We start from the raw sequence: 22,566 nt of genomic DNA on the forward strand, positions 1-22,566 counted from the left end.
GTAGGACTAGGGGACACGTCCTGGCCGACGCGTGTCAGCAACCGGTCTCGACGTCCGGGAGGGGCTAATGACGTCGATGAACTTCCGCAACACCGCCCCACCGAACCGCGCCGGGGTCTTCTTCGGTTTCGTGGGTCTGGTGATCGCGGTATCGGCGGTGATCGCCGCCGCGACCTTCCGGTCGGATCTGGACGTCATCGAGCACGGCAAGGCCGCCTTCTGGGCGCTCGCCGCGCTCGCGCTCGTCGTCGACGCGCTGCCGCTGTCCCCGCCGGGGCCGCGGCAGTCCTCGGCGACGGTCATGTCCACCTGCTTCAGCTTCGCCGTCCTGATCGGCTTCGGCCTGGGCCCGGCGATCATGGTGCAGGTCGCCGCGTGCGTGATCTCGTCCTGGCGGATGCGCTACGCGGTGTGGCGGGCGGCGTTCAACGCCGCCCAGTACGTGCTCTCGCTGACCGCGGCGTGGGCGGTCATGCGCGTCCTCGGCGGCGCGGCCCTGGTCGCGCCCAACGCGCCCATCCCGGCCGAGCCGCGCGCGCTCGTCGGCCTCATCCTGGGGGCCGCCGCCTGGATCGCGGTGAACCACACCCTGGTCAGCGTCGCGGTGTGGCTGCGCTTCGGGCGTCCCTGGTGGCAGGGCTTCCTCGGGCACCTCGGCCAGGACACCCTCGCCGACGCCGCGCTGCTGGTCACCGGGCCGGTCCTGCTGACCGCCGCCATCGCCAACGTGTGGCTGACACCGCTGATCGCGCTGCCGCTGTACGCCGTCTACAAGAACGCCCGCCTGTCCAACCAGATGGAGGACCAGGCCCGCACCGACCCGCTCACCGGCCTCCCCAACCGCACCGCGCTGCACCGCTGGGTGGACGCCGAGATCGCCTGGTACAAGGAGCGCGGCGGCGGTGTCGCGCTGCTGGTGTGCGACCTCGACCGCTTCAAAGAGGTCAACGACGCCATGGGCCACGCCATCGGCGACCAGCTCCTCGTCGAGGTCGGCCACCGGCTCACCTCGGCCATGCAGCCCGGCCAGCACCTCGCCCGCCTGGGCGGCGACGAGTACGCGGTGGTGCTGTCCGGCGTCGGCGACGCCGACGAGGCCGCCGCCATCGCCGAGCGCATCAGCAAGGCCCTCACCGAGCCCGTCGAGATCGGCGACATCACCATCGACGTCGCCGGGGCCATCGGCGTGGCCGTCTGCCCCGACCACGGCACCGACTTCGACGCGCTGATGCAGCACGCCGACGTGGCGATGTACGAGGCGAAGCGGCGCGGCGACCCCGTCGCGGTCTACGCGCCGGAGTCCGACCAGAACTCCCCGGAGCGCCTGAGCCTGCTCGGCGACCTGCGCCGCACCCTGGAGGACCGCGCCCGCCCCGGCATCGAGCTGTACTGGCAGCCGCAGGTCTCCATCCAGACCGGCGAGGTCCTCGGCGTGGAGGCGCTGCTGCGCTACCGCCACCCCAAGCAGGGCCAGGTCGACCCCGGTGAGCTCATCTCCCTCGCCGAGCACTCGGCGGTCATGCGGCTGCTGACCTTCCGCGTCCTCGACGACGCCGTCGGCCAGATCGCGGCGTGGACGAAGGAGGGCCTGGACCTGCGCGCCTCGGTCAACGTGAGCGTGCGCGACCTCCAGAACCCGACCTTCGTGGACGGGCTCACCGCCTGCCTCGACCGGCACGGCGTCTCTCCCGGCCAGCTCCAGCTGGAGATCACCGAGAGCGCGCTGATGGCCGACCCGCGCCGGGTCCTGACCACCCTGACCCGCCTGGAGCGGCTCGGCGTGGCCCTGAGCCTCGACGACTTCGGCACCGGCTTCTCCTCGCTTCAGCACCTGCGCCGCCTGCCGGTCTCGGAGGTCAAGATCGACCGGTCCTTCGTACTGGGCATGGGCAACGAGGGCGGCGACGACGCGGCCATCGTGCGCTCGATCATCGAGCTCGCCGGCTCCCTGGGCCTGCGCGTGGTCGCCGAGGGCGTCGAGGACGAGCAGACCTGGCGGCGGCTGGCCGGACTCGGCTGCCACCTCGCCCAGGGCTGGTTCCACGCCCGCCCGATGCCCGCCGCGGAGTTCTCCGGCTGGCTGGCGCGCTACCGGCCACCGAGCCTGCTGCGCTCGGTGCGGCCGTTATACCGGTAGCGCGGCCTCGCGGAGGCGAGCGGGAGAGCGAGTGGAAGGGCGGGACGGCGCCGGGCTGACGCCGATGCCCGTGTAGCAAGGGGCTGGGTGGTTCCGCCTCGCGCGCGTGGCGGACAGGGCCACCCTCACCGGGGTCGGGGCCACGCGCCCGGGGCGGCGGTGATGCCGCCGGTGAGGAACCCGGGCTCCCGTGGCGACATGGGGCTAGTGGTTCCGCCTCGCGTGTGGCGGACGGGATCACCCTCACCGGCGTCGCGGCTGTGCGCCCGGGGTGGGGTGGTGCCGACGCGGTGTGGTGCGGCCGTGGGCAGCCCGAGACCCGGCGGGGACACGGAGGCCAGAGGCTGTGCCCGCCCGATGTGGGCACATGGGTGGCAGTCCCGAGGCGACGCCGATGTGGCATGGCGCCGACTCGCGGGGCGTGAGTGGCGGCCCGGCGCTGCTGATGTGACCTGGTGGCGCCAGTGGGCACTCGGCGGCCGGGCACCGAAGGGGAGACGGTGGCCGGGGCGACGTCGTCTTGCGGGGTGTGAGCAGAGGCCCGGGGTGACATCGGCGCGGCATGGTGCCGCCGTCGCGCAGAAGGGGGCCGGGGTGACTCCACCTCGCGGAGGCGCGGGTCGCGGGCCCGGGCGACGCCGATGTGGTGCGATGCCACCCGCCAGTGCAAGGGGCCCAGGGGTGCCGCCTCGCGGAGTGCGAGCGGGAGACCGGCGCGGCTACGGCGTGCTTCATGTCGCCGCGACCGCGAGACACGCTCCCGCCATCTGGTCGGCCGTCACCCCGTCACCCGCCGGGGACCGTCCCGGACACAACCCCGGGCCCACCACCACCGCAGCGCAAAGAACCACGCAAAGAACGTCGGCCACCAGCGGCTCAGCCCGAAGATGCCGCGCGGCGCGGGTCATCGCCACCCACCATCCTGCCGTCCCACGATCTCACCTTGCGGGCGCCGGTGGGGTCGGGTGACGTCCGCGAGTGGTCCGGCGAGTACGCCCGGAACGGCATCCGGCGGCGCGGCCGGCCCGGGCGTCCGCCTCGCACTCGCGCGCCCCCTTCCCCTCGCCCCCACAACCCGATACCGTTGCCTCAGTCAACGACTTCTCTTGACGGAGGCAAGCAATGACCCGCGTCGACGCCGTCCGCTCCTTCAACCGCTTCTACACCAAGGTCATCGGCACCCTCACCGACTCGCTCCTGGACAGCGGCTACAGCCTCACCGAGGTCCGCGTCCTGTTCGAGCTGAACGCCGCCGGGACGCCCGTGCCCGCCGCCTACCTGCGCCGCCTACTCGGCCTGGACGCCGGGTACCTCTCCCGCATCACCACGCGCTTCGAGGCCGACGGGCTGCTCACGCGCTCGCCCTCGCCGGAGGACCGGCGGGTGCAGATGCTGGCGCTGACCGCGAAGGGCGAGGTGGCGCAGGGCGAACTCGACGAGCGATCTTCGGGGGAGATCCGCCGCCTCCTGGACTCCCTCGGTGAGGCCAAGGAGGAGCGCCTGGTCGCCGCGCTGAGCGAGGTCCGGGCGCTGCTGGAGCCACCCGGGACGCCGCGCGTGCTGCGCCTGCGGGAGGCGGCGGTGGGCGACTACGGCTGGATCGTCTACCGGCACGGCGAGCTCTACTCGCGCGAGCACGGCTACGACGCGGCCTTCGAGGCACTGGTCGCGCGCATCGCCGCCGACGTGGCGGCCTCGGCCGATCCGGGGGAGCGCGCCTGGATCGCCGAGCTCGACGGTGAGCGCGCGGGTTGCGTGGTGTGCTCGCGGCAGGACGGGACCACGGCCCGGCTGCGGGTGCTGCTGGTGGAGCCGTGGGCGCGCGGCAACGGCGTCGGCGCGGCGCTGGTGGAGGAGTGCCTGCGCTTCGCGCGCGGCGCCGGTTACGCGCGCGTGACCCTGTCCACGAACGGGAAGCTGCTCTCGGCGCGCAAGATCTACGCCGGGGTCGGCTTCGAGCGGGTGGCGGGTGAGGGCGCGCACGGGCATCCCAATGTCAATGAGCACTGGGAGCTGGTGCTGTGAGCCCCGGCTAGCTCGCGCTGAGGACCTCGCCGAGGAAGCGCCCGACGCGCACCCGCAGCCCGGCGGCGCGCTCGTCGGCGCCGAGGGTCCCGTCGGGCATGAAGTCGCCGGTGGCCTTCTCCAGTCGCGCGTACTTGGAGCAGGCGAGGTCGGCGCACATGTACATGCCCAGCGAGTTCCACTCCTGGCTGGCCTTGGTGGCGCGGCGGGCGGTGAACAGCTTCACCATCCCGGTGCGCGTCGAGCGGCACAGCCCGCACAGGCCGGCCAAGCGGCGGGTGCCCTGCGAGTCGGCCACGCGCAGCCCGATGCCGACCGGTTCACCGTCGTGCCAGGCGACGATGTAGGCGCGCAGCGGGGCCTTCGGGTCGGTCCAGCCCAGGAAGTCCAGGGTGTCCCAGTCGAGGCCGGTCACGTCGAAGGGGATCGTCATGCGGTCGGCTTCGCCTCGGGAGCAGTTCACCATCGAGCGGCGGATCTGCTTGTCGGTGAGGGCGTCCATGGTCGTTGGTCCTCGTGTGTCGGTGGCATCGGACGCCGGGACGCTACCTGTCCGGTCCGTCCGGCGCGAGGTGTTTTGGCCCGGCGGCGGTCGCTTACCTCGGCTCAGGCGGGTGGACGCGCACCCCATAGACTCAGGCGGTTACACGAAACCGCTGGCCGAGGGGATACACCGATGTCTGCCATCTCCCGTGACGAGGTAGCGCACCTGGCGCGCCTCGCGCGGCTCGCCGTGACCGAGGACGAGCTGGACAGGTTCGCCGGGCAGCTGGACTCGATCCTGCAGCACGTGGCCCGGATCGGCGAGGTGGCCGCCGACGACATCCCGCCGACCTCGCACTCGGTTCCGCTGGTCAACGTGATGCGCGCCGACGTGCCCGAGCCGTCGCTGGCGCGCGAGGACGTGCTGGCCGGCGCCCCGGACTCCGCCGAGGACCGTTTCCGTGTGCCGCGCATCCTGGACGAGGAGTAGGCCATGACCGACGTGACGAACCTGACCGCCGCCGAACTGGCCGGCGTCATCGCCTCCGGTGAGGCCTCCGCCGCCGAGGTCGCCGAGGCGTTCCTGGGCCGCATCGAGGCCGAGGACGGCGCGATCAACGCGTTCCTGCACGTGGACGCCGAGGGCGCCCGCGCCGCCGCGCGCGCGGTGGACGAGGCCCGCGCCGCCGGGCGCGAGCTGGGCCCGCTGGCCGGTGTGCCGGTCGCGGTCAAGGACATCATGACCACCAAGGGCGTGCCGACCACCGCCGCCTCGAAGATGCTCGAAGGCTGGAAGCCGCCCTACGACGCCACCGTCGTGGAGCGCCTGAAGGCCGCCGGGACGGTCATGCTCGGCAAGACCAACATGGACGAGTTCGCGATGGGCTCCTCCACCGAGTACTCCGCCTACGGCCCCACCCGCAACCCGTGGGACCTGTCGCGCATCCCCGGCGGCTCCTCCGGCGGCAGCTCGGCGGCGGTCGCCTCGCGCATGGCGCCGCTGTCCCTGGGCACCGACACCGGCGGCTCGATCCGCCAGCCCGGCGCGGTCACCGGCACCGTCGGCGCGAAGCCGACCTACGGCGGCACCAGCCGTTACGGCCTGATCGCCTTCTCGTCCTCGCTGGACACCCCCGGCCCGTTCGCGCGAAACGTCCTGGACGCCGCGCTGCTGCACGAGGTCATCGCCGGTCACGACCGCCGCGACTCCACCTCCATCCCGCAGCCGGTCCCGCCGGTGGTGGCCGCGGCCCGCCAGGGCGCCACGGGCGACCTGACGGGGATGCGCGTGGGCGTCGTCCGCGAGTTCGACGAGGCCGAGGGCGCCGAGCCGGGCGTCATCGCCGCCTACAAGCAGGCCGTGGAGACCCTCGGCAAGCTCGGCGCGGAGGTCGTGGAGCTGTCCTGCCCGCACTTCCCGTACGCGCTGCCCGCCTACTACCTGATCGCGCCCAGCGAGTGCTCCTCGAACCTGGCGCGCTTCGACGGCGTCCGCTACGGCGTGCGCACCGGCGACGACGGCCACAACTCCCTCGAAGAGGTCATGGCCCTCACCCGCGAGGCCGGTTTCGGCCCCGAGGTCAAGCGCCGCATCATCCTGGGCACCTACGCCCTGTCGGCCGGTTACGTCGACGAGTACTACGGCAAGGCGCAGAAGGTGAAGACGCTCATCACCCGCGACTTCACCGCCGCCTTCGAGCAGGTCGACGTGCTGGTCTCGCCGACCACGCCGTTCACCGCCTTCGAGATCGGCAGCCGCACCGAGGACCCGGTGCAGATGTACCTCGCCGACCTGTACACGATCCCGTCGAACCTGTACGGCGGGCCGGCCATCTCCGTGCCCTGCGGGCTCTCCGACGGCCTGCCCGTGGGCCTGCAGATCATGGCCCCCACGATGCGCGACGACCTGATGTACCGGGTCGGCGCGGCCTTCGAGACCACGCAGACCCCGCTGGTCCCGCAGCGCTAGACGCACCACGAAGGGCCGCTCCCACCGGAGCGGCCCTTCGTCACACCCGCCCGGTCCTGGTCACGTTGCGGTACTCCCACGCGTTCAGCGCCACCAGCAGCGCCGCCAGGATCCCCATCGCCGCGATCGCCGGGACGAACACCGCCACCGGCGCCAGCAGCACCGCCAGGCCCGCACCCGTCAGCCGCCACGTGGCGACCTTGCGGAACATCGCCCACCGCGTGTAACCGAACGTCCCCAGGTACAGCGCGCACCCGCCGTACAGCAACGCCACCACCGCCACCGGCAGCCGGTGCGAGTAGTGCGCGACCGCCTCGTCCAGGCCCACCGCCACCGCGATGATGCCCGCGATGAACAGGAAGTGCCCGTAGGTGAGCACCTGCCGCACCAGATCCGTCTTGATCTCGGTGGTCGCCAGAGCGTGCCGCACGGCGTCGGCGGCGTAATTGAAGTACACCCACCACAGGCCCACCGCGATCACGAACGCCACCGCGACCCCCGCGATCGCACCCGCCGCCACGTGCTTCGCCGACGCCAGGGGCGCGCCGATCGCCACGATCGACTCGCCCAGCGCGATGATCACCAGCAGCCCGAAGCGCTCCGCCAGGTGCGGCGCGTCGAACTTCAGCCGCAGCAGCCGCTTACGCGTCAGCCGCGGCGTCGACAGGTCGATCAGCGCCGCCAGTCCCCACAGGATCCAGCGCGCCCGGCCGTCCAGAAAACCGCCCACGATCAGCAGCGGACCCGACGTGAACAGCGAGATCCCCACCGGGTTCAACAGCAGCGGGACGCCCATGAACGTCATCGCCGCGATGATCGCCCGCGCCACCAGGTACGCCACGCCGAACCACACACCGCGCTCGCCGTAGGCGTCCGGGATCGCCAGGGCCATCAGCAGCGAGCACAGACCCACCCCGAACACCCCCAGCCGCTCCAGCGGCCGGTCGGTCCCGCGCGTGTTGATGAACACCGACGTGCCGATCCACACCCAGTACACCGGGACCAGCACCACCAGCGCCCTGGCCACCCCGGCGGGGGAGTGGCCGCTCAGCAGCAGCGCCGAGACCTGCGTGACGGCGAACACGAAGATCAGGTCGAAGAACAGTTCCGCCCAGCTGACCCGCCGCTCGGCCACCTCAGCCAAAGCGCTTCTCCAGCGCGCCGATCACCCGCGACCACGCGTCACTGGCGGCGTCGGCGTCCCAGTCGGGACGGTCGGCGCACATGAACCCGTGCGCCGCCCCCGGGTAGCGGACCCGCTCGTGGGAGACCCCGTAATTGGTCAGCCTCGCCCCGATCGCCGCCCAGTCCTCGTCGCCGATCAGCCGGTCGCGGTCACCGGCCAGGACCATCACCGGCGTGCCGTACGCGGCGATCGCGTAGGCCTGCGCCAGCGGCGGCTCCGGCTCGGCCAGCGGCACCCCGCCGCCCACCGTCCAGCCGCCGTAGAAGTCCACCGCCAGGACGTAGGGCGCCTCGGTGGCCGCCAGCAGCGCGATGTGCCCGCCCAGGCTGAAACCCACGATCGCGGGCTTGCCCTCGACCGTGGCCCGCGCGGTGTCCAGATCGGCCAGCACGCCCTCGCGCGTCAGGGACCGCATCTGCGCCATCGCCTTGGCGCGGCCCTCATCGTCGTAGGCGAACTCAAGGCGCTCACCCGAGCGCCAGTAGAAATCGGGCGCGACCGCCGTGAAGCCCTCCCGGGCCAGGTGATCGGCCATCTCACGGACGTGCGCGGTCACGCCGAAGATCTCCTGGGCGACGAGCACCGTCCCCTTGGATGGGGCGTGCGGCGTCGCCACGTACAGCGAGGGCCCGCCGTCGAGGCGGGTCCAGGTGCTGCTCTGCACGAAGGCTCCTTCAGGGAGAGAACGAGGGGACGGCGGCAAGGATATTGCCGCCACCGCTCACCGCGTCACCGCCGCCTCGTCGGCCCACTCCTCGATGGCGTCCTGGGCCAGCAGATCGGCGTACCTGCCGCCCAGCGCGACCAGCTCGTCGTGCGTGCCGCGCTCGGCCACCACGCCCTTGTCCAGCACCACGATCTGGTCGGCGTCGCGGATCGTGGACAGCCGGTGCGCGATCGCGATCGTCGTCCGGCCCGACGACAGCGCGTCCAGCGCCGCCTGCACCTCCTGCTCGGTGCGGTTGTCCAGCGCGCTGGTCGCCTCGTCCAGCACCAGCACCGGCGGGTTCCGCAGGATCATCCGCGCGATCGCCAGCCGCTGCTTCTCACCGCCGGAGAAGCGGTAGCCGCGCTCGCCGACGATCGTGTCGTAGCCCTCGGGCAGGCTCGCGATGTGATCGTGGATGCGGGCGGCGCGGGCGGCGGCCTCCAGTTCGCCGTCGGTGGCCTCGGGCTTGGCGAAGCGCAGGTTCTCGGCGATGGAGGCGTGGAACAGGTGCGTCTCCTGGGAGACCACGCCCACGGTGTCGGCCAGCGAGGCGAAGGACAGGTCCCGCACGTCCACGCCGTCGATGGCGACCCGGCCCTCGGTGGCGTCGTAGAGGCGCGCGACGAGGTAGCCGAGGGTGGTCTTGCCCGAGCCGGTCGCGCCGACCAGGGCCATCGTGGTGCCGGGCGGGACGGTCAGGTCCACCTCGCGCAGGGTCCGGGCGTTCTCGGCGTAGGAGAAGCCGACGTCCTCGAAGCGGACCTCGCCGCGCACACCGGTCAGGGTCTTCGGCTCGGGCTTCTCGGTGATGTCGACCGGCAGGTCGAGGTAGCCGAAGATGCGCCCGAACAGCGCCAGACTGGTCTGGAGCTGCACGCCGACGCCCATGAGCGACATCAGCGGGCGGAACATGCGCACCTGGACGGTGGTGAAGGCGACCAGCGTGCCCAGCGAGACCAGCGTGCTGCCGGAGGCGCTGCCCAGCCCGGCGGCGAAGTAGACCAGGGCGGGGATGACGCCGAAGAAGACCTGGATGGACGCGAAGCGCCAGCGCCCGGCCAGCTGCGCGTTGACCTCCAGGTCGGCCAGCCGGTTGGACTCGCTGGTGAAGCGCTCGACCTGGGCCGGGCCGCGCCCGAGGGTCTTGCCCAGCAGGATGCCCGAGACCGACATGGACTCCTCGATCAGCGAGGTCACGTCGGCCAGCTGCTCCTGGCGGCGGGCGCGCAGGGCCCGGCGCTGCTTGCCGACGCTGCGGGCGATCCAGATGAAGAAGGGGATGGTGGCCAGGCACATCAGCGCCAGCCGCCAGTCCAGCAGCAGCATCGCCGCCACCGCGGCGATGAGGGTGGTGCCGTCGCCGACGATGTTGCCGACGGTGTTGGTCACCACGCTGTCCACGCCGCCGATGTCGTTGTTGATGCGCGACTGGACCTCACCTGTGCGGGTGCGGGTGAAGAAGGCCAGGGACTGGCGGGAGAGGTGGCCGTAGACGGACACGCGCAGGTCGTGCATGACGCGCTGGCCGACGATGTTGGCGATCCAGTTCTGCAGGACGCCGCCGACCGCGCCGGCCAGGGTCACCGCGATGGTGGCCGCGGTGAGCCAGGTCAGCAGCTTGACGTTCCCGTCCGGGATCGCCTCGTCGAGAATCCGCTGGAGCAGGAATGGGGAGACGGCCGTGAACGCTGAGGTGATGGCGATGATGAGCAGCATGAGGGCGAGTCGCCCCCGGTAGGGCGTGAAGAGGCGGGCGATCCGCGACAGCTGGCGCGGCTTCCTCTTCGGGGCGGTCTTCGTACCGCCTTCTGATGTGAGATCTGTTGACATGGTAGCGAGCCTAGCTCTTAGCGAGCTAGGCTCGCAATAGTGGGTGGCGGTGGCCACCGCGCCGTCCCGTACTCTCAGTGCAGAACCGTTTCCCGGGAGCCAGTCATGCCGACCACCGACGCAGCCACGCCCCACGTCGACGAAGACGTGATCGGCGAGCTCACCCACCTCTTCTTCCGGTTGGGCCGCCGCGTCCGGCACCGCGCGAACAAACAGCTGGCGCCCACCGGCATGACGGCCTCGCAGGCCCGCGCGCTGCGCATCATCGACTTCCACGGCCCCCTGCGGATCGTGGACCTGGCGCGCAAGCTCGACATCGGCGCGCGCTCGGCGGGTGACATCGTGGACATGCTGGTCGAGGCCGGTTTCGTGGAGCGCAATCCCGATCCCGACGACCGCCGCTCCATCCGGGTCTCGGTCAACGCCGGTGGCGCCCAGCGCGCCGAGGAGCTGCGCCAGTTGCGCCGCGAGGGCGCCGAGGAGATCTTCGTGACCCTCCCCGAGGACCGCCAGCGCGAGCTCCTGGCCCTCCTGACCGAACTGGAGGCGGCCTCCCGGCAGGAGTGCACGCCCCAGCAGGGCGAGCGCAAAGCCGGATAACTACCCTGTTAGCAGCGCTCCCCCTGTTCGACCGCACCTCACCGGAAGGCCGATGATGAGCACCAGCACCCTGCCGTCGTACGACGACGTCGTCTCTCGCTACGAGCCCGTCATCGGGCTGGAGACGCACGTGGAGCTGGGTACGCGGACCAAGATGTTCTGCGGATGCAGCACCGAGTTCGGGGGCGAGCCCAATACGCAGGTGTGCCCGGTGTGCCTGGGCCTGCCCGGCAGCCTCCCGGTGGCCAACGCCGCCGCGATCGAGGCGACCATCCGCATCGGACTGGCGCTCAACTGCACGATCGCCGAGTGGTGCCGCTTCGCGCGCAAGAACTACTTCTACCCCGACATGCCGAAGAACTTCCAGACCTCGCAGTACGACGAGCCGCTCTGCGAGAACGGCTACCTGGACGTCGAGGTCAACGGCGAGACGGTGCGCATCGAGATCGAGCGGGTGCACCTGGAGGAGGACACCGGCAAGTCGCTGCACGTGGGCGGCGCGACCGGGCGCATCCACGGCGCGACGGAGTCGCTGGTCGACTACAACCGCGCGGGCATCCCCCTCGTCGAGATCGTCACGAAGCCGGTGCCGGGCACGGGTGTGCTGGCGCCGGAGGTGGCGCGGGCCTACGTGACCGAGCTGCGCGACGTCATCCGCTCCCTGGGCGTGTCCGACGTGCGCATGGAGCAGGGTTCCCTGCGCTGCGACGTGAACCTCTCGCTGAACAAGCCGGGCGAGGAGTGGGGCACGCGCTCGGAGACCAAGAACGTGAACTCGCTGCGCAGCGTGGAGCGCTCGGTCCGCAGTGAGATGCTGCGCCAGGCCTCGGTGCTGGACGCCGGTGGCTCGATCCTGCAGGAGACCCGCCACTTCCACGAGGACACCGGTGAGACGACCTCGGGCCGCTCCAAGGAGACCGCGACCGACTACCGCTACTTCCCCGAGCCGGACCTGACGCCGATGGCGCCGGACCCGGCGTGGGTGGCCGAGCTCAAGGCGGCCCTGCCGGAGCTGCCGCGCGTGCGCCGGCTGCGTCTCCAGGCCGACTGGGGCATCTCCGACTTCGAGATGGCCTCCGTGGTCAACGCCGGCGCGGTGGAGCTGATCGAGGCGACGATCGCGGCGGGCGGTTCCAGCGAGGCGGCCCGCAAGTGGTGGCTGGGCGAGCTGTCCCGCCGCGCCAACGAGTCCGGCGTCGAGCTGGGCGAGCTGGCGATCACGCCCGCGCAGGTGGCCGAACTGCAGTCCCTGGTGGACGGCGGGAAGATCACCGACAAGATCGCCCGGACCGTCATCGAGGCGGTGCTGGCGGGCGAGGGCGACCCGGCGGCGATCGTGTCCGCGCGGGGCCTGGAGGTCGTCTCCGACACCGGCGCGCTGACGGCGGCCGTGGACGAGGCCATCGCGGCCAACCCGGACGTGGCCGAGAAGATCCGTGGCGGCAACCACGCCGCCGCCGGTGTCCTGATCGGCGCGGTCATGAAGGCCACCAAGGGCCAGGCGGACGCCAAGACGGTCCGCGAGCTGGTCATCGCGCGCCTGTCCTGAACAACGACGAAGCCGCCGCCGTCCGATGTGGACGGCGGCGGCTCTGTTTCCGGCGGTTCCGTTTCCGGGTGTTCAGGCCCGCTCGGGCACGCTCATCGCGGTGAGCGCGGCCATCAGCCCGAGGGTGACGGGCCCGGCCGGAAGCATGTCCGGCCCGTACCCGAGGATCAGGGTGAGCGTCCACGAGGCCATCAGGCAGGCCACGAGGACGGCGGTGTAGCGCACGAGGAAGCGGCCCGCCGCCGCCGGTGCGCGGGTCGACCACACCAGCACGGCCGGGACCGAGGCGAAGACCACGCAGCTGAACAGCCACATCGCGTAGAGGGCCGGTTTCGCCGGGGACGCGGTGTCGCCGTCCAGGAGGTCGGCGGGCCAGCTGTGGAACGTGCCCACGATCAGGTGGTAGACCGCCGCGCAGCCCGTGACGATGGTGGTCGCCCACAGCAGGACCAGGCGGGCGCGGCCGCGGTGGCCCGGGCGGCCCGGTTCGGTGGGTGCGGACGGGCGCGCCGCCCAGGCGAGCGCCGCGACGGCGGCGTGCGGCGCCCACTGCGGCAGCGACAGGAGCCCGGCCGCGCCCTCGGCCCACAGCCCGGCCGCGACCAGGAACAGCGCCTGCGTGCCGTTGAGGACGGCGAGGAAGGCCAGTGCCGGCCGCGCCACGCCCGCCGGGCGGCGCCACAGCAGCGCGAGCAGGACCGGGTGGGTCCAGGCGATGGCGGACATGCCGTGCCACATCATCCGCAGCGACTGCCGCGTCTCGGGGGCGGCGGTGGAGGCCATGAGCGCGTCGAGGGTCGGCGTGGCCTGGACGAAGGTGTGCAGGATCGCGGCGGCGGCGCTTAAAAGGGCGGCCGCGCCCAGCGTCCACGTCTGGAAACGGATGGTCTTGGTGAGTGGTGCCGGGCCGTTCATGTCGCCCGCCTCTCTGTTGCCCGCCACTTCTATACGGTGGCGTATAAATCGAGGCTAGTAGCATCTGTACGCCGCCGTACAGATGATGGACAGGTGACGTTGCTCATGGCGAACGCGCGAACCCCCCGCGACAACTGGATCACCGCCGGGCTGCGGGTCCTGGCCGAGGGCGGTGTCGACGCGGTGCGGATCGAGTCGCTGGCCCGCGAGCTGGGCGTCACCAAGGGCGGCTTCTACGGCTACTTCGCCGACCGCCCGGCGCTGCTGGGCGAGATGCTCGACGTCTGGGAGCGCGACGTGACCGACACGGTCATCGAGCGGACCGAGGCCGACGGGGGCGACGCGCGCACGCGGCTGGGGCGGCTGTTCCGCATCGCCGCCTACGGCGACGGCGTGCTCACCGACATCACCACCGACAGCGCGGTCCGCGACTGGGCCCGCCGCGACCCGGCGGTGGCCGAGCGGCTGCGCCGCGTCGACAACCGGCGCCTGGCCTACCTGCGCGCCCTGTTCGGCGAGCTGTTCACCGACGCCGACGAGGTCGAGATCCGCGCCAGTCTGTGCTTCATGGTCTGGGTCGCCAACCGGAGCCTCGACCTCGACCACGGCTCGCGCGACCCGGCCGCGTTCATGGCCGGGATCCAGCGGTTCCTGGTGGCCTGAGCGGTGAACCCTTTACAGTCCCTGAAGCGTTATACCGGCCAGGAGGTGCCCGATGGTGGACGACGTCTCGCGCAAGGTCGCGATGCTCTCGGCGGAGATCCGCGCGCTGGCGGCCAACGGCCTGCACTTCGCCGAGGACCCGTACAACACCGCGCGTTTCACGCGGCTGCACGAGATCTCGGCGGAACTGCTGGCCATGGTGGACACGCGCACGGTGGAGGAGATCACCGAGGAGTACCGGGGAGCCCTGGGCTACCGGACGCCGATGACGGCGGTGGACGCGGTGGTCTTCGACGATGAGGACCGGCTGCTGCTCGTCCAGCGCGCCGACGGGTCCGCCACGTGGTGCATGCCCGGCGGCATCGCCGACGTGGGGGAGTCCCCGGCCGAGACGGCAGTGCGCGAGTGCTGGGAGGAGACCGGCCTGAAGGTCCGCGCGGTGGAGCTGATCGGCCTCTACGACAACCGGCTCATCTACGACCACCAGCCCGCCTGGCACCTGTACATCCCGGTGGTGCTCTGCGAGGTGGAGGGCGGTGAGCTGCGGCTGACCAACGAGACACTGGACTTCGGCTGGTTCACCCGCGAGGCGGCCCTGGAGCTGCCACTGTTCCGGGGCTACCCGACCAAGGTCGCCGACGCCTTCCGCTGGCGCGCCGGCGAGCTGGACCGCCCGGTCCTGCACTGACTAGGACGCCGAGGGGCTGGGCGAGCCCGGCCCGTTCTCCGGCTCGACGGCGTCGATGACGTGCCGCTGGAGCGACACCTCCGCCTGCCCGGTGCCGCCCAGGGTGATGTCGTCGTAGGCCTGGAGGACCTTGGTGCCCTTGTGGAAGTACAGCACCGACAGCTCCATCGGCGTGGGCTGGTCGTGCTCCAGGCCGCGCAGCCCCGCCGCGCCCGTGGAGCCCTCGACCATGAGCCTGGTCGTGGAGTCGGGCAGCGTCGACACCTCGCGCTGGTGCCGGTGCCCCGCCAGCACCAGCGGGACCTTCCCGCCCAGCGGCGAGGCCGAGACCGGATCGTGGACGAGGGCGACGTCGACCGGCGTCGGCGACTCGGCCACGATCCGCGCCAGCTTCGCGCCCGAGTTGTACATGACCTGCTCCTCGCGCACGTCCCCCGGCTCGGAGCTCTTGTCGGGGGTGAAGCGCGGGTCACCGATCCCGGCGAAGGTCAGGCCCGCCACGGTGACGGTGTCGCCGTCCAGCACGAACGCGTTGTCGTGGACGCGCACGGCGTCGGCGGTGGCCTCGGAGTCGTGGTTGCCGCGGATGTACACGTAGGGCACCGGAAGATCGCCGATGGCGGCGGTGAAGGCCTTCGCCTCCTGCTCGGTGCCCCAGTCGGTGATGTCGCCGGTGTCGACCACGACCTGGATCTGGAACTGCTCGACCACCGTGGCGATCACCGACCACGCCGCCGGGTTCAGGTGCAGGTCCGACACGTGCAGCACGCGCACGGTGTTCGGATCGGGCGTGAAGTTCGGCAGGGTCCGCGCGGTGGTGTACAGCTGCGCGGCGTTGGTCACCATCTTCTGCAACTGCGCCCGGTAGGCCTCGTAGCGGTCGGCGATCTGCCGCGCCTCGCCCACCACCGCCGGCGCGTTGGCCAGCAGGCCCTCGTAACGCGGTTCCTCGATCGACTGCGGACGCAGCGTCGCCGCCGCCAGCCCGATCACCCCGGCGGTCAGCGCCAGCGCCAGCCCGCCCGCGATCGCCGTCCGCCGCATGTTCCGGAACAGCAGCCCCGCCAGCACCAGCGTCGCCAGGACCGCCCCCGCGATCGCCTTGAACGCCACCGTGATCAGCGCCGACACCACGTCCTCCGGCACCGTCTCCGAGGCCTTCGACAGCCCGTCCGGATCGGCCACCAGCGCCTGCGTCCGCGTCTGGTCCAGCGCGTTCAGGCTCACGTCCAGCTTCACCGGCCCCGCGTGGCTGTCCAGCGTCAGCGAACCCAGCGGCGGCAACGCCACCCGCGTCTCACCGCGCGTGGCCGGCTCGATCGACACCGACGACTGGAACGGCCCGATCGGGACCGTCGCCGAGCCCGTCAGCGTCACCCCCAGCATCGCCCCGGCGACGGCCACCGCGCAGATCGCCACCGACACGCCCAGCCGCCGCGCCACCCGGTTGCCGCGCAGCCACCGCCACGACCGTCCCGTGCCCCGCCGCACCGCCGCCGCCCGCCGCGCCCACGGGCCCGCCTCATAGCGGTCCCAGGCGTCCCGGCGCCACGTGCGCGTGGCCTCGGCGTGCTCCCGCGCGCCGCCCGACCACAGGCGCCGCGCGAAAGCCCACACTCCCGCCAGCCACGCCAGCGACACCGCCGTGGCGCGGCTGTCCCGTGCACGCGCGAACCCGGCGCGCGTGCGGTCGACCGCCTCGCGCAACCGGGTCCGGGCGTCCCTGTTCATGCCTATGCCTTGCCGATACCCGAAGATCCGGTGACGATGCGCAGGATCTTGTCATCGCCGGGACCGGGCTCGCCCCGGCCGTCCTTGTTCGAGGTGCTCACCCACACCGAACCGTCCGGCGCGACCGCCGCCGCGCGCAACCGCCCGAACTGGCCCACCAGCGCCGGCTGCGGCTCACCGCTCACCCCGCCCTTGCCGTCCAGGTTCACCAGCCACAGGCGCTTGCCGCGCAGGCACGAGGCGATCAGGGTCTTGCCCGCGATCGCCGCGCCCGAGCACGACGCCTCGGCCGGATCCCACTGCACCAGCGGATCGATGTACTTGGAGTTACCCGCCTTGCCCTCGACCTCCGGCCAGCCGTAGTTGCCGCCGGGGGTGATCAGGTTGACCTCGTCCCAGGTGTCCTGGCCGAACTCCACCGCGTACAGCCGCTTCTGCTCGTCCCAGGCGATGCCCTGCACGTTGCGGTGACCGTAGGAGTAGACCAGCGTGCCGAACGGATTGCCCTCGGCGGGCTTCCCGTCGGTGTCCATCCGCAGGATCTTCCCGCCCAGACTCGCCTTGTCCTGCGACAACGGCTTGTCATAGGTCTCACCCGTGGTGGCGTACAGGAACCCGTCCGGGCCGAAGGCCAGCCCGCCGCCGTTGTGGTTGGCGCCCTTCGGGATGCCCGTCACGATCGGCGTGGGCGCCTCGCCCAGCTTCAGCTTCGCGATCCGGTTGTCGGTGGCCGAGGTGTAGTAGACGAAGACCGTCTTGTCCTGCTCGTACTTCGGCGACACCGCCACGCCCATCAGGCCGCCCTCGCCCTCATGGACCGACTCGGCGATCTTCTGGACCTCCTTGACGCCCTCCTCGCCCACCGACAGCAGCCGCCCGCTGTCGCGCTCGGTCACCAGCGCCGTCCCGTCGGGCAGGAACGCGATGCCCCACGGCACCGCCAGGTTGTCGGCGACGATGTCGGCGGTGGCCGCCTCGTCGGAGGCGCTCGCCGAGGGCCTGGGCAGGTTGGGGGGTTTCCCGGGGTCGTTCGGGGGCGGATCGCCGAAAGCGCAGGCGGACAGCAGGAAGGTCGCCGCGAGCAGGGCCGCGGCCGCGCGGACAGGCCGTGAGGTCACCAGGCCAGCGTAGTCAGCCCCGGCCCGCTCCGGCTCACCCGGCGAGTCGGGAAGGCCCGCGCCGATCTCTAGGCTGGGGCCCCATGAGGACTGAGTCTGGCAAGATCTGGATCGCACACGAAGAAGGCCGCGAGTACCTCGGCGCCATCCCGGACGGGGTGGAGATCGAGGTCTACGACGGCCGGGGCGAGTACCCCTCCGACCCCTCCGACGTGGTGTTCTGGGTCGCGCCGTACATGGCCCTGGCCGACAGCACGCAGACCCTGGCGGCCATGCCGGCCCTGAAGGTGGTGCAGCTCCTGTCGGCCGGCGCCGAGGTGTGGGAGCCGGTCGTGCCCGCCACGGTGACCCTCGCCGACGCCAAGGGCGTCCACACCGTCGCCACCGCCGAATGGGTCCTGACGGCCGTCCTGGCCTCCCTGCGGGACTTCCCGCACTACGCCCGGGCGCAGAGCGCGCGCATATGGGACCGGCGTGAGGGTTCGACCCTGTACGGCGCGCGTGTGCTGATCCTGGGCGCCGGGGCGATCGGCGAGGCCGTCGCCGTGCGCGCCGAGGCCTTCGGCGCGCGCATCACCCGCGTGGCCCGCACCGCCCGCGAGGGCGTCCACGCCATCGACGAGCTCCCGGGCCTGCTGCCCGAGCACGACATCGTGGTCGTCATCGTGCCGCTGACCGAGGCCACCACCGGCCTGGTGGACGCGAAGTTCCTGGCCGCGATGCCCGACGGCGCGCTGCTGGTCAACGTCGCCCGCGGCAAGGTCGTGGACACCGCCGCGCTGCTGGCCGAGACGTCCTCGGGACGCCTCAACGCCGCCCTCGACGTCTTCGACCCCGAGCCGCTGCCGGCCGGCCACGGCCTGTGGGGCCTGCCGAACGTCCTGATCACCCCGCACGTCGGCGGGAACGTGCCCGGCATCGAGGAGCGCGGCTACACCCTCGTCGGCGAGCAGATCCGCCGCTTCGCCGCCGGTGAGCCCCTGGAGAACGTGGTGGTGAACGGGTACTGACACGGCGACGGCGTGCTCCCCGGGTGGGGAGCACGCCGTGTGCGTTCGGGTCGCCCTAGTGGCAGGAGCCCCAGGCGGTCCACGCGCTGCAGGTCCAGGTGCAGTGCTGGCCGCGGTAGCAGCAGGTCTTGTAGCGGCAGTAGCCGTCGCTCATCTCCCGGTACTGGATGCAGTCCGGAGGACACACGGCCGCCGCCTCCTTGGCGGGGACGACCTTGGACAGGATCTTGTCGGTCAGCTTGCCCAGCATGCTCATGAGGGGCTCCTCTCGCGCGCGGGATCCCCGCGCGGGATGTGCGCGGGGGCGAAGGCCGCCGCTGCACCCCTGTCTCTTGAGCACAGTGGACGACCCCCGGCAGAGCCTCCTCATGTCACGAACGGGTGTCAATCTTGAAGAACCCGGCTTGTGCACTGCCGTGTGCATAGGACATGCGGTTACCCACCGGCAACCGAAGGGATGATCTGGACCTCGGAAGACGCGCCCACGGGCGTGTCCAGGCCCTCCATCCGGCGGCACTCCTCACCGTCGACGTACACGTTCACGAAACGCCGCAGCACGCCCTGCTCGTCGCGCAGGCGGCGGTCTATGCGCGGATGCCGGGCGGCGAGGGCGTCCAGCGCGTCGCGCAGGACGGCGTCCCCGCCCAGCTCGACCACGGCCTTCGACTCGCCGCCGGTGTCGACCCGCAGCGCGCCGGGGATGATGACGGTGACGGCCACCTAGACCACCGCGGCCCGCACGCAGAGCACGTCGGGGAGATGCCCGGCGGCCTGGACGAAGGACTCGCCGTCGTCGGCGGACACGAACACGTCGCCGACCCGGGTGCCCACGTACAGCCCCGGCGTCTCGGCCCCGTCGGTACAGAGGGCGTCGCGCAGGACGATGCCGTAGTACGGGTCGTCCAGCACGTTCAGGCCGGTCCAGCTCGCCCCGGCGTCCTCGGTGCGGTAGACCCGCAGCCGGTAGTCGTAGGGGTAGCGGTTGTCGGAGAAGGCCACCGGCGCGTTGAACGCCACGCCCTCGCGCGAGGGGTGCGCCAGGATCGAGAAGCCGAAGTCGGTCGGCAGGTCATCGGCGATCGACGTCCACGACCGGCCGTCGTCGTCGCTGCGGTACACGCCTCCGTGGTTCTGCAGGTACAGCCGCTCGGGGTTCTGCGAGTCGCGCGAGACCTTGTGGATGCACTGCCCGTACTCGGGGTAGTGGAGGTCGCCGGGCATGAACTCGGTCTTGACGCCGGTGTTGGACGCCGTCCAGCTCGCCCCGCCGTCCTCGGTGCGGTAGACGCCGCCGGTGGACATCGCGATGAGCATCCTCCGCGCGTCGGCGGGGTGCGGGACGATCGTGTGGATCGCCGGGCCGCCGGCGCCCTCGCCCCACTCCGCCCGGTGCGGGTGCTCCCACAGCGAGCGGACCAGCTCGTAGCTGGCGCCCCGGTCCGCGCTGCGCCACAGCGCCCACGGCTCCGAACCGGCGTAGACGACGTCCTCCTGCCCCGCCGGGGCCGGGAACGCGAACTGCCAGGCCCGCTTGTAGGTGGCGCCGGTGTCGGCGGGGAACGCGATCGGCGGGGCGTGCTCCGCCTCCTCCCAGGTCTTGCCCAGGTCGTCGCTGGTGTAGACGCTGGGACCGAAGTGCGCGCTGTCGGCGCTGACGACGATGCGCGGTGTGGTCCTTCGTGTGTCGATGCCCACGGCGTACACGCCGTTCACCGCGAACATCGGCGTGGAGACCTCCCAGCGGCGGCGGTCGCGACTGGTGGCGAGGAACAGGCCTTTTCCCGTTCCGATGGCGAGTAGATACGTCATGATCCACTCCTTTCGTCCGAGTCGGGCGCAGGATGGCAGGAGGGTATGACATTTCCGCGGGACACGTGCCGTTTCGGGCCTCTCGGGGGCACCGGAGGCCCTGTGGGACCATCACCGTATGACCGTCATCAGCGTCGCCAAGGCCGGTATCCGCTTCCGCCACAGCGGCGGCATGTGGATCGCGGCCGTGCTGTTCTTCATCAGCGGGCTGCCCCTGGCGATGTCGTCGTGGTACCTCGCGCCGATCCTGCTGGTGCCCGTCGGCGCCGCCGTCTGGGCCTGGCGCTCGGGCGTCGACGCCTCCTCCAACGGGCTTCGCGTACGCGGCCTCGTCGGCAGCCGCCGCGTCACCTGGGAGCAGGTCGAGGGCTTCGGCGCCGGACGCCGCGACACCTTCGCGGTCCTGCGCGACGGCACGCGCCTGCCGCTCCCGGCCGTGCGCCGGGCGGACCTGCCCCGGCTGATCGCCGCCGGCGGCACCGAGCTCGTGCTCGCCGAGACCGGCGACGACGCCGGCGAGACCGCCGCCGAGTAGGGCCGCCGCACCCGCGACGCCGGGTGATCGCGCCATGCGGGATCGGTGATGATCCCCGACTCCGGCCCTCGCATGTGGTCGAATCACCCCCATACGGCCTTTCCAGGCAGGGGGTGGCACTCATGTCCCGTTCGGGTATCTGGCGCACCAAGCCGGTCGAGAAGTGCATCAGCGACGCCGAGGAGCCCAAGCACCGGCTCAAGCGCGAGCTGACCGTCTGGGACGTCACCGTCTTCGGCGTCGCCGTGGTCATCGGCGCCGGCATCTTCACCCTCACCGCGGGCACGGCCGGTGACCTGACCGGACCGGCGGTCTCGCTCTCCTTCGTCATCGCGGCGGTGGCCTGCGGCCTGGCCGCGCTCTGCTACGCCGAGTTCTCCTCCACCGTCCCGGTGGCCGGCAGCGCCTACACGTACTCCTACGCCACCTTCGGCGAGTTCGCCGCCTGGATCCTGGGCTGGGACCTGATCCTGGAGTTCGCGCTGGCCGCGGCCGTGGTCGCCAAGGGCTGGTCGACCTACCTGGCGCAGGCGGTCGGCCTGTTCGGGGTGGACGTGCCGACCACCGTCGGCGGCTTCGACTGGGGCGCGGTGCTGGTGGTGGCGGCGCTGACGCTGCTGCTGGTGCTGGGCACGCGGCTGTCCTCGCGGGTCAGCCAGGTGATCACCGCGATCAAGGTGGCGGTGGTCCTGTTCGTGATCGTGCTGGGCATCGGCTACATCAGCGCCGGGAACTACCACCCGTTCATCCCCCCGGCCGCCTCGGGCGCCGACGGGCACACCGGCGTCGAGCAGTCGCTGCTGGCGGCGGTGTTCGGCGACGTGGGCAGCACCTACGGGATCTTCGGGATGCTGGCCGGCGCCGGGATCGTCTTCTTCGCCTTCATCGGCTTCGACATCGTGGCGACCACCGCCGAGGAGACCCGCAACCCGCAGCGGGACGTGCCGCGCGGCATCCTGGGGTCCCTGGCGATCGTGACGGTCCTGTACGTGGCGACGTCGCTGGTGGTGACGGGCATGGTGCCCTATACCGCGCTCAAGACCGCGCCGGACGGGACCAAGGCCACCCTCGCGACCGCGTTCGAGGTCCACGGGGTGAACTGGGCGGCCACCATCATCTCCGTGGGCGCGCTGGCGGGCCTGACCACGGTGGTCATGGTGATGATCCTCGGGCAGACGCGCGTCGCCTTCGCCATGGCCCGCGACGGGCTGCTGCCGCGCCGCTGGTCGCGCACCGGCAAGCGGGGGACGCCGGTGGGCCTCACGCTCGGCGTCGGGGTGGTCGTGGCCGTCGCGGCGGGCTTCTTCCCGGCCGGGCGGCTGGAGGAGATGGTCAACGTCGGCACGCTCTCGGCGTTCGTGCTGGTCAGCATCGGGGTGATCATCCTGCGCCGGACGCGCCCGGACCTGCCGCGCGGGTTCCGGACGCCGTGGGTGCCGGTCGTCCCGGTGCTCGCCGTGCTGGCGTGCCTGTGGCTGATGGTGAACCTGACCGTGCTCACCTGGATCCGCTTCCTGATCTGGATGGCCATCGGCGTGGCGGTGTACTTCCTGTACAGCCGCCGCAACTCGGCCCTGGCCACGCGCGACCGCTCAGCCAGTGGGTAATT

The 22,566-nt window shown here is 71.9% G+C and carries 21 protein-coding genes; 11 read left to right on the plus strand and 10 right to left on the minus strand.

The features are described from left to right. The first annotated feature begins 67 nt into the window (after window positions 1–67). Window positions 68–2,137 (plus strand): putative bifunctional diguanylate cyclase/phosphodiesterase, encoded by a 2,070-nt coding sequence (locus QSK10_RS22665; RefSeq protein WP_285664948.1) that lies wholly within the window; start codon window positions 68–70, stop codon window positions 2,135–2,137. Between the two features lie 1,122 nt (window positions 2,138–3,259). After that, window positions 3,260–4,162, plus strand: a complete 903-nt coding sequence (locus QSK10_RS22670) for a bifunctional helix-turn-helix transcriptional regulator/GNAT family N-acetyltransferase (protein WP_285664949.1) — start codon at window positions 3,260–3,262, stop codon at window positions 4,160–4,162. A 7-nt stretch (window positions 4,163–4,169) separates the two neighbouring features. On the opposite strand, the gene QSK10_RS22675 is transcribed toward QSK10_RS22670, so the two are convergent. Then, window positions 4,170–4,664, minus strand: coding sequence for an FBP domain-containing protein (locus QSK10_RS22675; RefSeq protein ID WP_285664950.1), 495 nt, complete (start codon window positions 4,662–4,664; stop codon window positions 4,170–4,172). Window positions 4,665–4,838: 174 nt separating this feature from the next. Here QSK10_RS22675 and gatC point away from each other — a divergent pair, with 174 nt between their 5' ends. Together gatC and gatA are read left to right on the plus strand one after the other, a co-directional pair. Next, complete coding sequence (gene gatC, locus QSK10_RS22680) at window positions 4,839–5,135, plus strand: Asp-tRNA(Asn)/Glu-tRNA(Gln) amidotransferase subunit GatC (RefSeq protein WP_285664951.1); 297 nt, start codon at window positions 4,839–4,841, stop codon at window positions 5,133–5,135. 3 nt (window positions 5,136–5,138) lie between these two features. After that, on the plus strand, window positions 5,139–6,614 hold the full coding sequence (gene gatA, locus QSK10_RS22685; protein ID WP_285664952.1) for an Asp-tRNA(Asn)/Glu-tRNA(Gln) amidotransferase subunit GatA: 1,476 nt from the start codon (window positions 5,139–5,141) through the stop codon (window positions 6,612–6,614). Between the two features lie 40 nt (window positions 6,615–6,654). Here gatA and QSK10_RS22690 read toward each other — a convergent pair whose 3' ends face one another. From QSK10_RS22690 to QSK10_RS22700, 3 genes are read right to left on the minus strand one after another with little or no spacing between them, the layout of a single operon-like run. Next, window positions 6,655–7,749 (minus strand): low temperature requirement protein A, encoded by a 1,095-nt coding sequence (locus QSK10_RS22690; RefSeq protein ID WP_285665404.1) that lies wholly within the window; start codon window positions 7,747–7,749, stop codon window positions 6,655–6,657. 1 nt (window position 7,750) lies between these two features. Further along, on the minus strand, window positions 7,751–8,464 hold the full coding sequence (locus QSK10_RS22695) for a dienelactone hydrolase family protein (protein ID WP_285664953.1): 714 nt from the start codon (window positions 8,462–8,464) through the stop codon (window positions 7,751–7,753). Between the two features lie 57 nt (window positions 8,465–8,521). Next, window positions 8,522–10,225, minus strand: coding sequence for an ABC transporter ATP-binding protein (locus QSK10_RS22700; RefSeq protein ID WP_285665405.1), 1,704 nt, complete (start codon window positions 10,223–10,225; stop codon window positions 8,522–8,524). Between the two features lie 219 nt (window positions 10,226–10,444). Here QSK10_RS22700 and QSK10_RS22705 point away from each other — a divergent pair, with 219 nt between their 5' ends. Both QSK10_RS22705 and gatB read left to right on the plus strand, forming a co-directional pair. Next, the gene (locus QSK10_RS22705; RefSeq protein WP_285664954.1) at window positions 10,445–10,939 is read left to right on the plus strand and encodes a MarR family winged helix-turn-helix transcriptional regulator; all 495 of its coding nucleotides are present in this window, start codon (window positions 10,445–10,447) and stop codon (window positions 10,937–10,939) included. A gap of 55 nt (window positions 10,940–10,994) precedes the next feature. Next, window positions 10,995–12,488 carry an Asp-tRNA(Asn)/Glu-tRNA(Gln) amidotransferase subunit GatB gene (gatB, locus tag QSK10_RS22710; protein WP_285664955.1) on the plus strand — a complete coding sequence of 498 codons (1,494 nt, stop codon included), beginning with the start codon at window positions 10,995–10,997 and terminating at the stop codon, window positions 12,486–12,488. A gap of 72 nt (window positions 12,489–12,560) precedes the next feature. On the opposite strand, the gene QSK10_RS22715 is transcribed toward gatB, so the two are convergent. After that, on the minus strand, window positions 12,561–13,430 hold the full coding sequence (locus tag QSK10_RS22715; RefSeq protein ID WP_285664956.1) for a hypothetical protein: 870 nt from the start codon (window positions 13,428–13,430) through the stop codon (window positions 12,561–12,563). A gap of 66 nt (window positions 13,431–13,496) precedes the next feature. On the opposite strand from QSK10_RS22715, the gene QSK10_RS22720 reads away from it, so the two are divergent. Both QSK10_RS22720 and QSK10_RS22725 read left to right on the plus strand, forming a co-directional pair. Continuing rightward, window positions 13,497–14,066 carry a TetR/AcrR family transcriptional regulator gene (locus tag QSK10_RS22720; protein ID WP_285664957.1) on the plus strand — a complete coding sequence of 190 codons (570 nt, stop codon included), beginning with the start codon at window positions 13,497–13,499 and terminating at the stop codon, window positions 14,064–14,066. A gap of 52 nt (window positions 14,067–14,118) precedes the next feature. Next, on the plus strand, window positions 14,119–14,754 hold the full coding sequence (locus tag QSK10_RS22725) for an NUDIX hydrolase N-terminal domain-containing protein (protein ID WP_285664958.1): 636 nt from the start codon (window positions 14,119–14,121) through the stop codon (window positions 14,752–14,754). On the opposite strand, the gene QSK10_RS22730 is transcribed toward QSK10_RS22725, so the two are convergent. Next, on the minus strand, window positions 14,755–16,485 hold the full coding sequence (locus QSK10_RS22730) for a metallophosphoesterase (RefSeq protein WP_285664959.1): 1,731 nt from the start codon (window positions 16,483–16,485) through the stop codon (window positions 14,755–14,757). Between the two features lie 2 nt (window positions 16,486–16,487). Further along, window positions 16,488–17,603: a PQQ-dependent sugar dehydrogenase gene (locus tag QSK10_RS22735; protein WP_285664960.1), complete on the minus strand. Its 1,116-nt coding sequence runs from the start codon at window positions 17,601–17,603 to the stop codon at window positions 16,488–16,490. An 83-nt stretch (window positions 17,604–17,686) separates the two neighbouring features. Between QSK10_RS22735 and QSK10_RS22740 the strand changes: the two genes are divergently transcribed. Further along, on the plus strand, window positions 17,687–18,613 hold the full coding sequence (locus tag QSK10_RS22740) for a 2-hydroxyacid dehydrogenase (protein ID WP_285664961.1): 927 nt from the start codon (window positions 17,687–17,689) through the stop codon (window positions 18,611–18,613). 55 nt (window positions 18,614–18,668) lie between these two features. Here QSK10_RS22740 and QSK10_RS22745 read toward each other — a convergent pair whose 3' ends face one another. From QSK10_RS22745 to QSK10_RS22755, 3 genes are all read right to left on the minus strand, one after another. Next, on the minus strand, window positions 18,669–18,869 hold the full coding sequence (locus QSK10_RS22745; protein WP_285664962.1) for a hypothetical protein: 201 nt from the start codon (window positions 18,867–18,869) through the stop codon (window positions 18,669–18,671). A 179-nt stretch (window positions 18,870–19,048) separates the two neighbouring features. Beyond that, the gene (locus tag QSK10_RS22750) at window positions 19,049–19,333 is read right to left on the minus strand and encodes a ubiquitin-like small modifier protein 1 (protein ID WP_285664963.1); all 285 of its coding nucleotides are present in this window, start codon (window positions 19,331–19,333) and stop codon (window positions 19,049–19,051) included. After that, a complete protein-coding gene (locus QSK10_RS22755) occupies window positions 19,334–20,422 on the minus strand; it encodes a WD40/YVTN/BNR-like repeat-containing protein (protein WP_285664964.1) in 1,089 nt (362 codons plus the stop codon). Window positions 20,423–20,540: 118 nt separating this feature from the next. On the opposite strand from QSK10_RS22755, the gene QSK10_RS22760 reads away from it, so the two are divergent. Both QSK10_RS22760 and QSK10_RS22765 read left to right on the plus strand, forming a co-directional pair. After that, on the plus strand, window positions 20,541–20,957 hold the full coding sequence (locus QSK10_RS22760; RefSeq protein ID WP_285664965.1) for a PH domain-containing protein: 417 nt from the start codon (window positions 20,541–20,543) through the stop codon (window positions 20,955–20,957). A gap of 122 nt (window positions 20,958–21,079) precedes the next feature. Continuing rightward, window positions 21,080–22,564, plus strand: a complete 1,485-nt coding sequence (locus tag QSK10_RS22765) for an amino acid permease (protein ID WP_285664966.1) — start codon at window positions 21,080–21,082, stop codon at window positions 22,562–22,564. Window positions 22,565–22,566: the final 2 nt, after the last annotated feature.

Origin of the sequence: Actinorhabdospora filicis, assembly GCF_030269765.1 — a bacterium.
In the GTDB taxonomy this organism is placed as follows: domain Bacteria; phylum Actinomycetota; class Actinomycetes; order Mycobacteriales; family Micromonosporaceae; genus Actinorhabdospora; species Actinorhabdospora filicis.

Bases quoted from the DNA above. Each gene is read 5' to 3' on its own strand.
- QSK10_RS22700 (WP_285665405.1), bottom strand. From the start codon at position 10,225: ATGCTGCTCATCATCGCCATCACCTCAGCGTTCACGGCCGTCTCCCCA.
- QSK10_RS22765 (WP_285664966.1), top strand. From the start codon at position 21,080: ATGTCCCGTTCGGGTATCTGGCGCACCAAGCCGGTCGAGAAGTGCATC.
- gatA (WP_285664952.1), top strand. From the start codon at position 5,139: ATGACCGACGTGACGAACCTGACCGCCGCCGAACTGGCCGGCGTCATC.
- QSK10_RS22755 (WP_285664964.1), bottom strand. From the start codon at position 20,422: ATGACGTATCTACTCGCCATCGGAACGGGAAAAGGCCTGTTCCTCGCC.
- gatB (WP_285664955.1), top strand. From the start codon at position 10,995: ATGAGCACCAGCACCCTGCCGTCGTACGACGACGTCGTCTCTCGCTAC.
- QSK10_RS22760 (WP_285664965.1), top strand. From the start codon at position 20,541: ATGACCGTCATCAGCGTCGCCAAGGCCGGTATCCGCTTCCGCCACAGC.
- QSK10_RS22675 (WP_285664950.1), bottom strand. From the start codon at position 4,664: ATGGACGCCCTCACCGACAAGCAGATCCGCCGCTCGATGGTGAACTGC.
- QSK10_RS22665 (WP_285664948.1), top strand. From the start codon at position 68: ATGACGTCGATGAACTTCCGCAACACCGCCCCACCGAACCGCGCCGGG.
- QSK10_RS22730 (WP_285664959.1), bottom strand. From the start codon at position 16,485: ATGAACAGGGACGCCCGGACCCGGTTGCGCGAGGCGGTCGACCGCACG.
- gatC (WP_285664951.1), top strand. From the start codon at position 4,839: ATGTCTGCCATCTCCCGTGACGAGGTAGCGCACCTGGCGCGCCTCGCG.
- QSK10_RS22670 (WP_285664949.1), top strand. From the start codon at position 3,260: ATGACCCGCGTCGACGCCGTCCGCTCCTTCAACCGCTTCTACACCAAG.
- QSK10_RS22745 (WP_285664962.1), bottom strand. From the start codon at position 18,869: ATGAGCATGCTGGGCAAGCTGACCGACAAGATCCTGTCCAAGGTCGTC.
- QSK10_RS22725 (WP_285664958.1), top strand. From the start codon at position 14,119: ATGGTGGACGACGTCTCGCGCAAGGTCGCGATGCTCTCGGCGGAGATC.
- QSK10_RS22740 (WP_285664961.1), top strand. From the start codon at position 17,687: ATGAGGACTGAGTCTGGCAAGATCTGGATCGCACACGAAGAAGGCCGC.
- QSK10_RS22705 (WP_285664954.1), top strand. From the start codon at position 10,445: ATGCCGACCACCGACGCAGCCACGCCCCACGTCGACGAAGACGTGATC.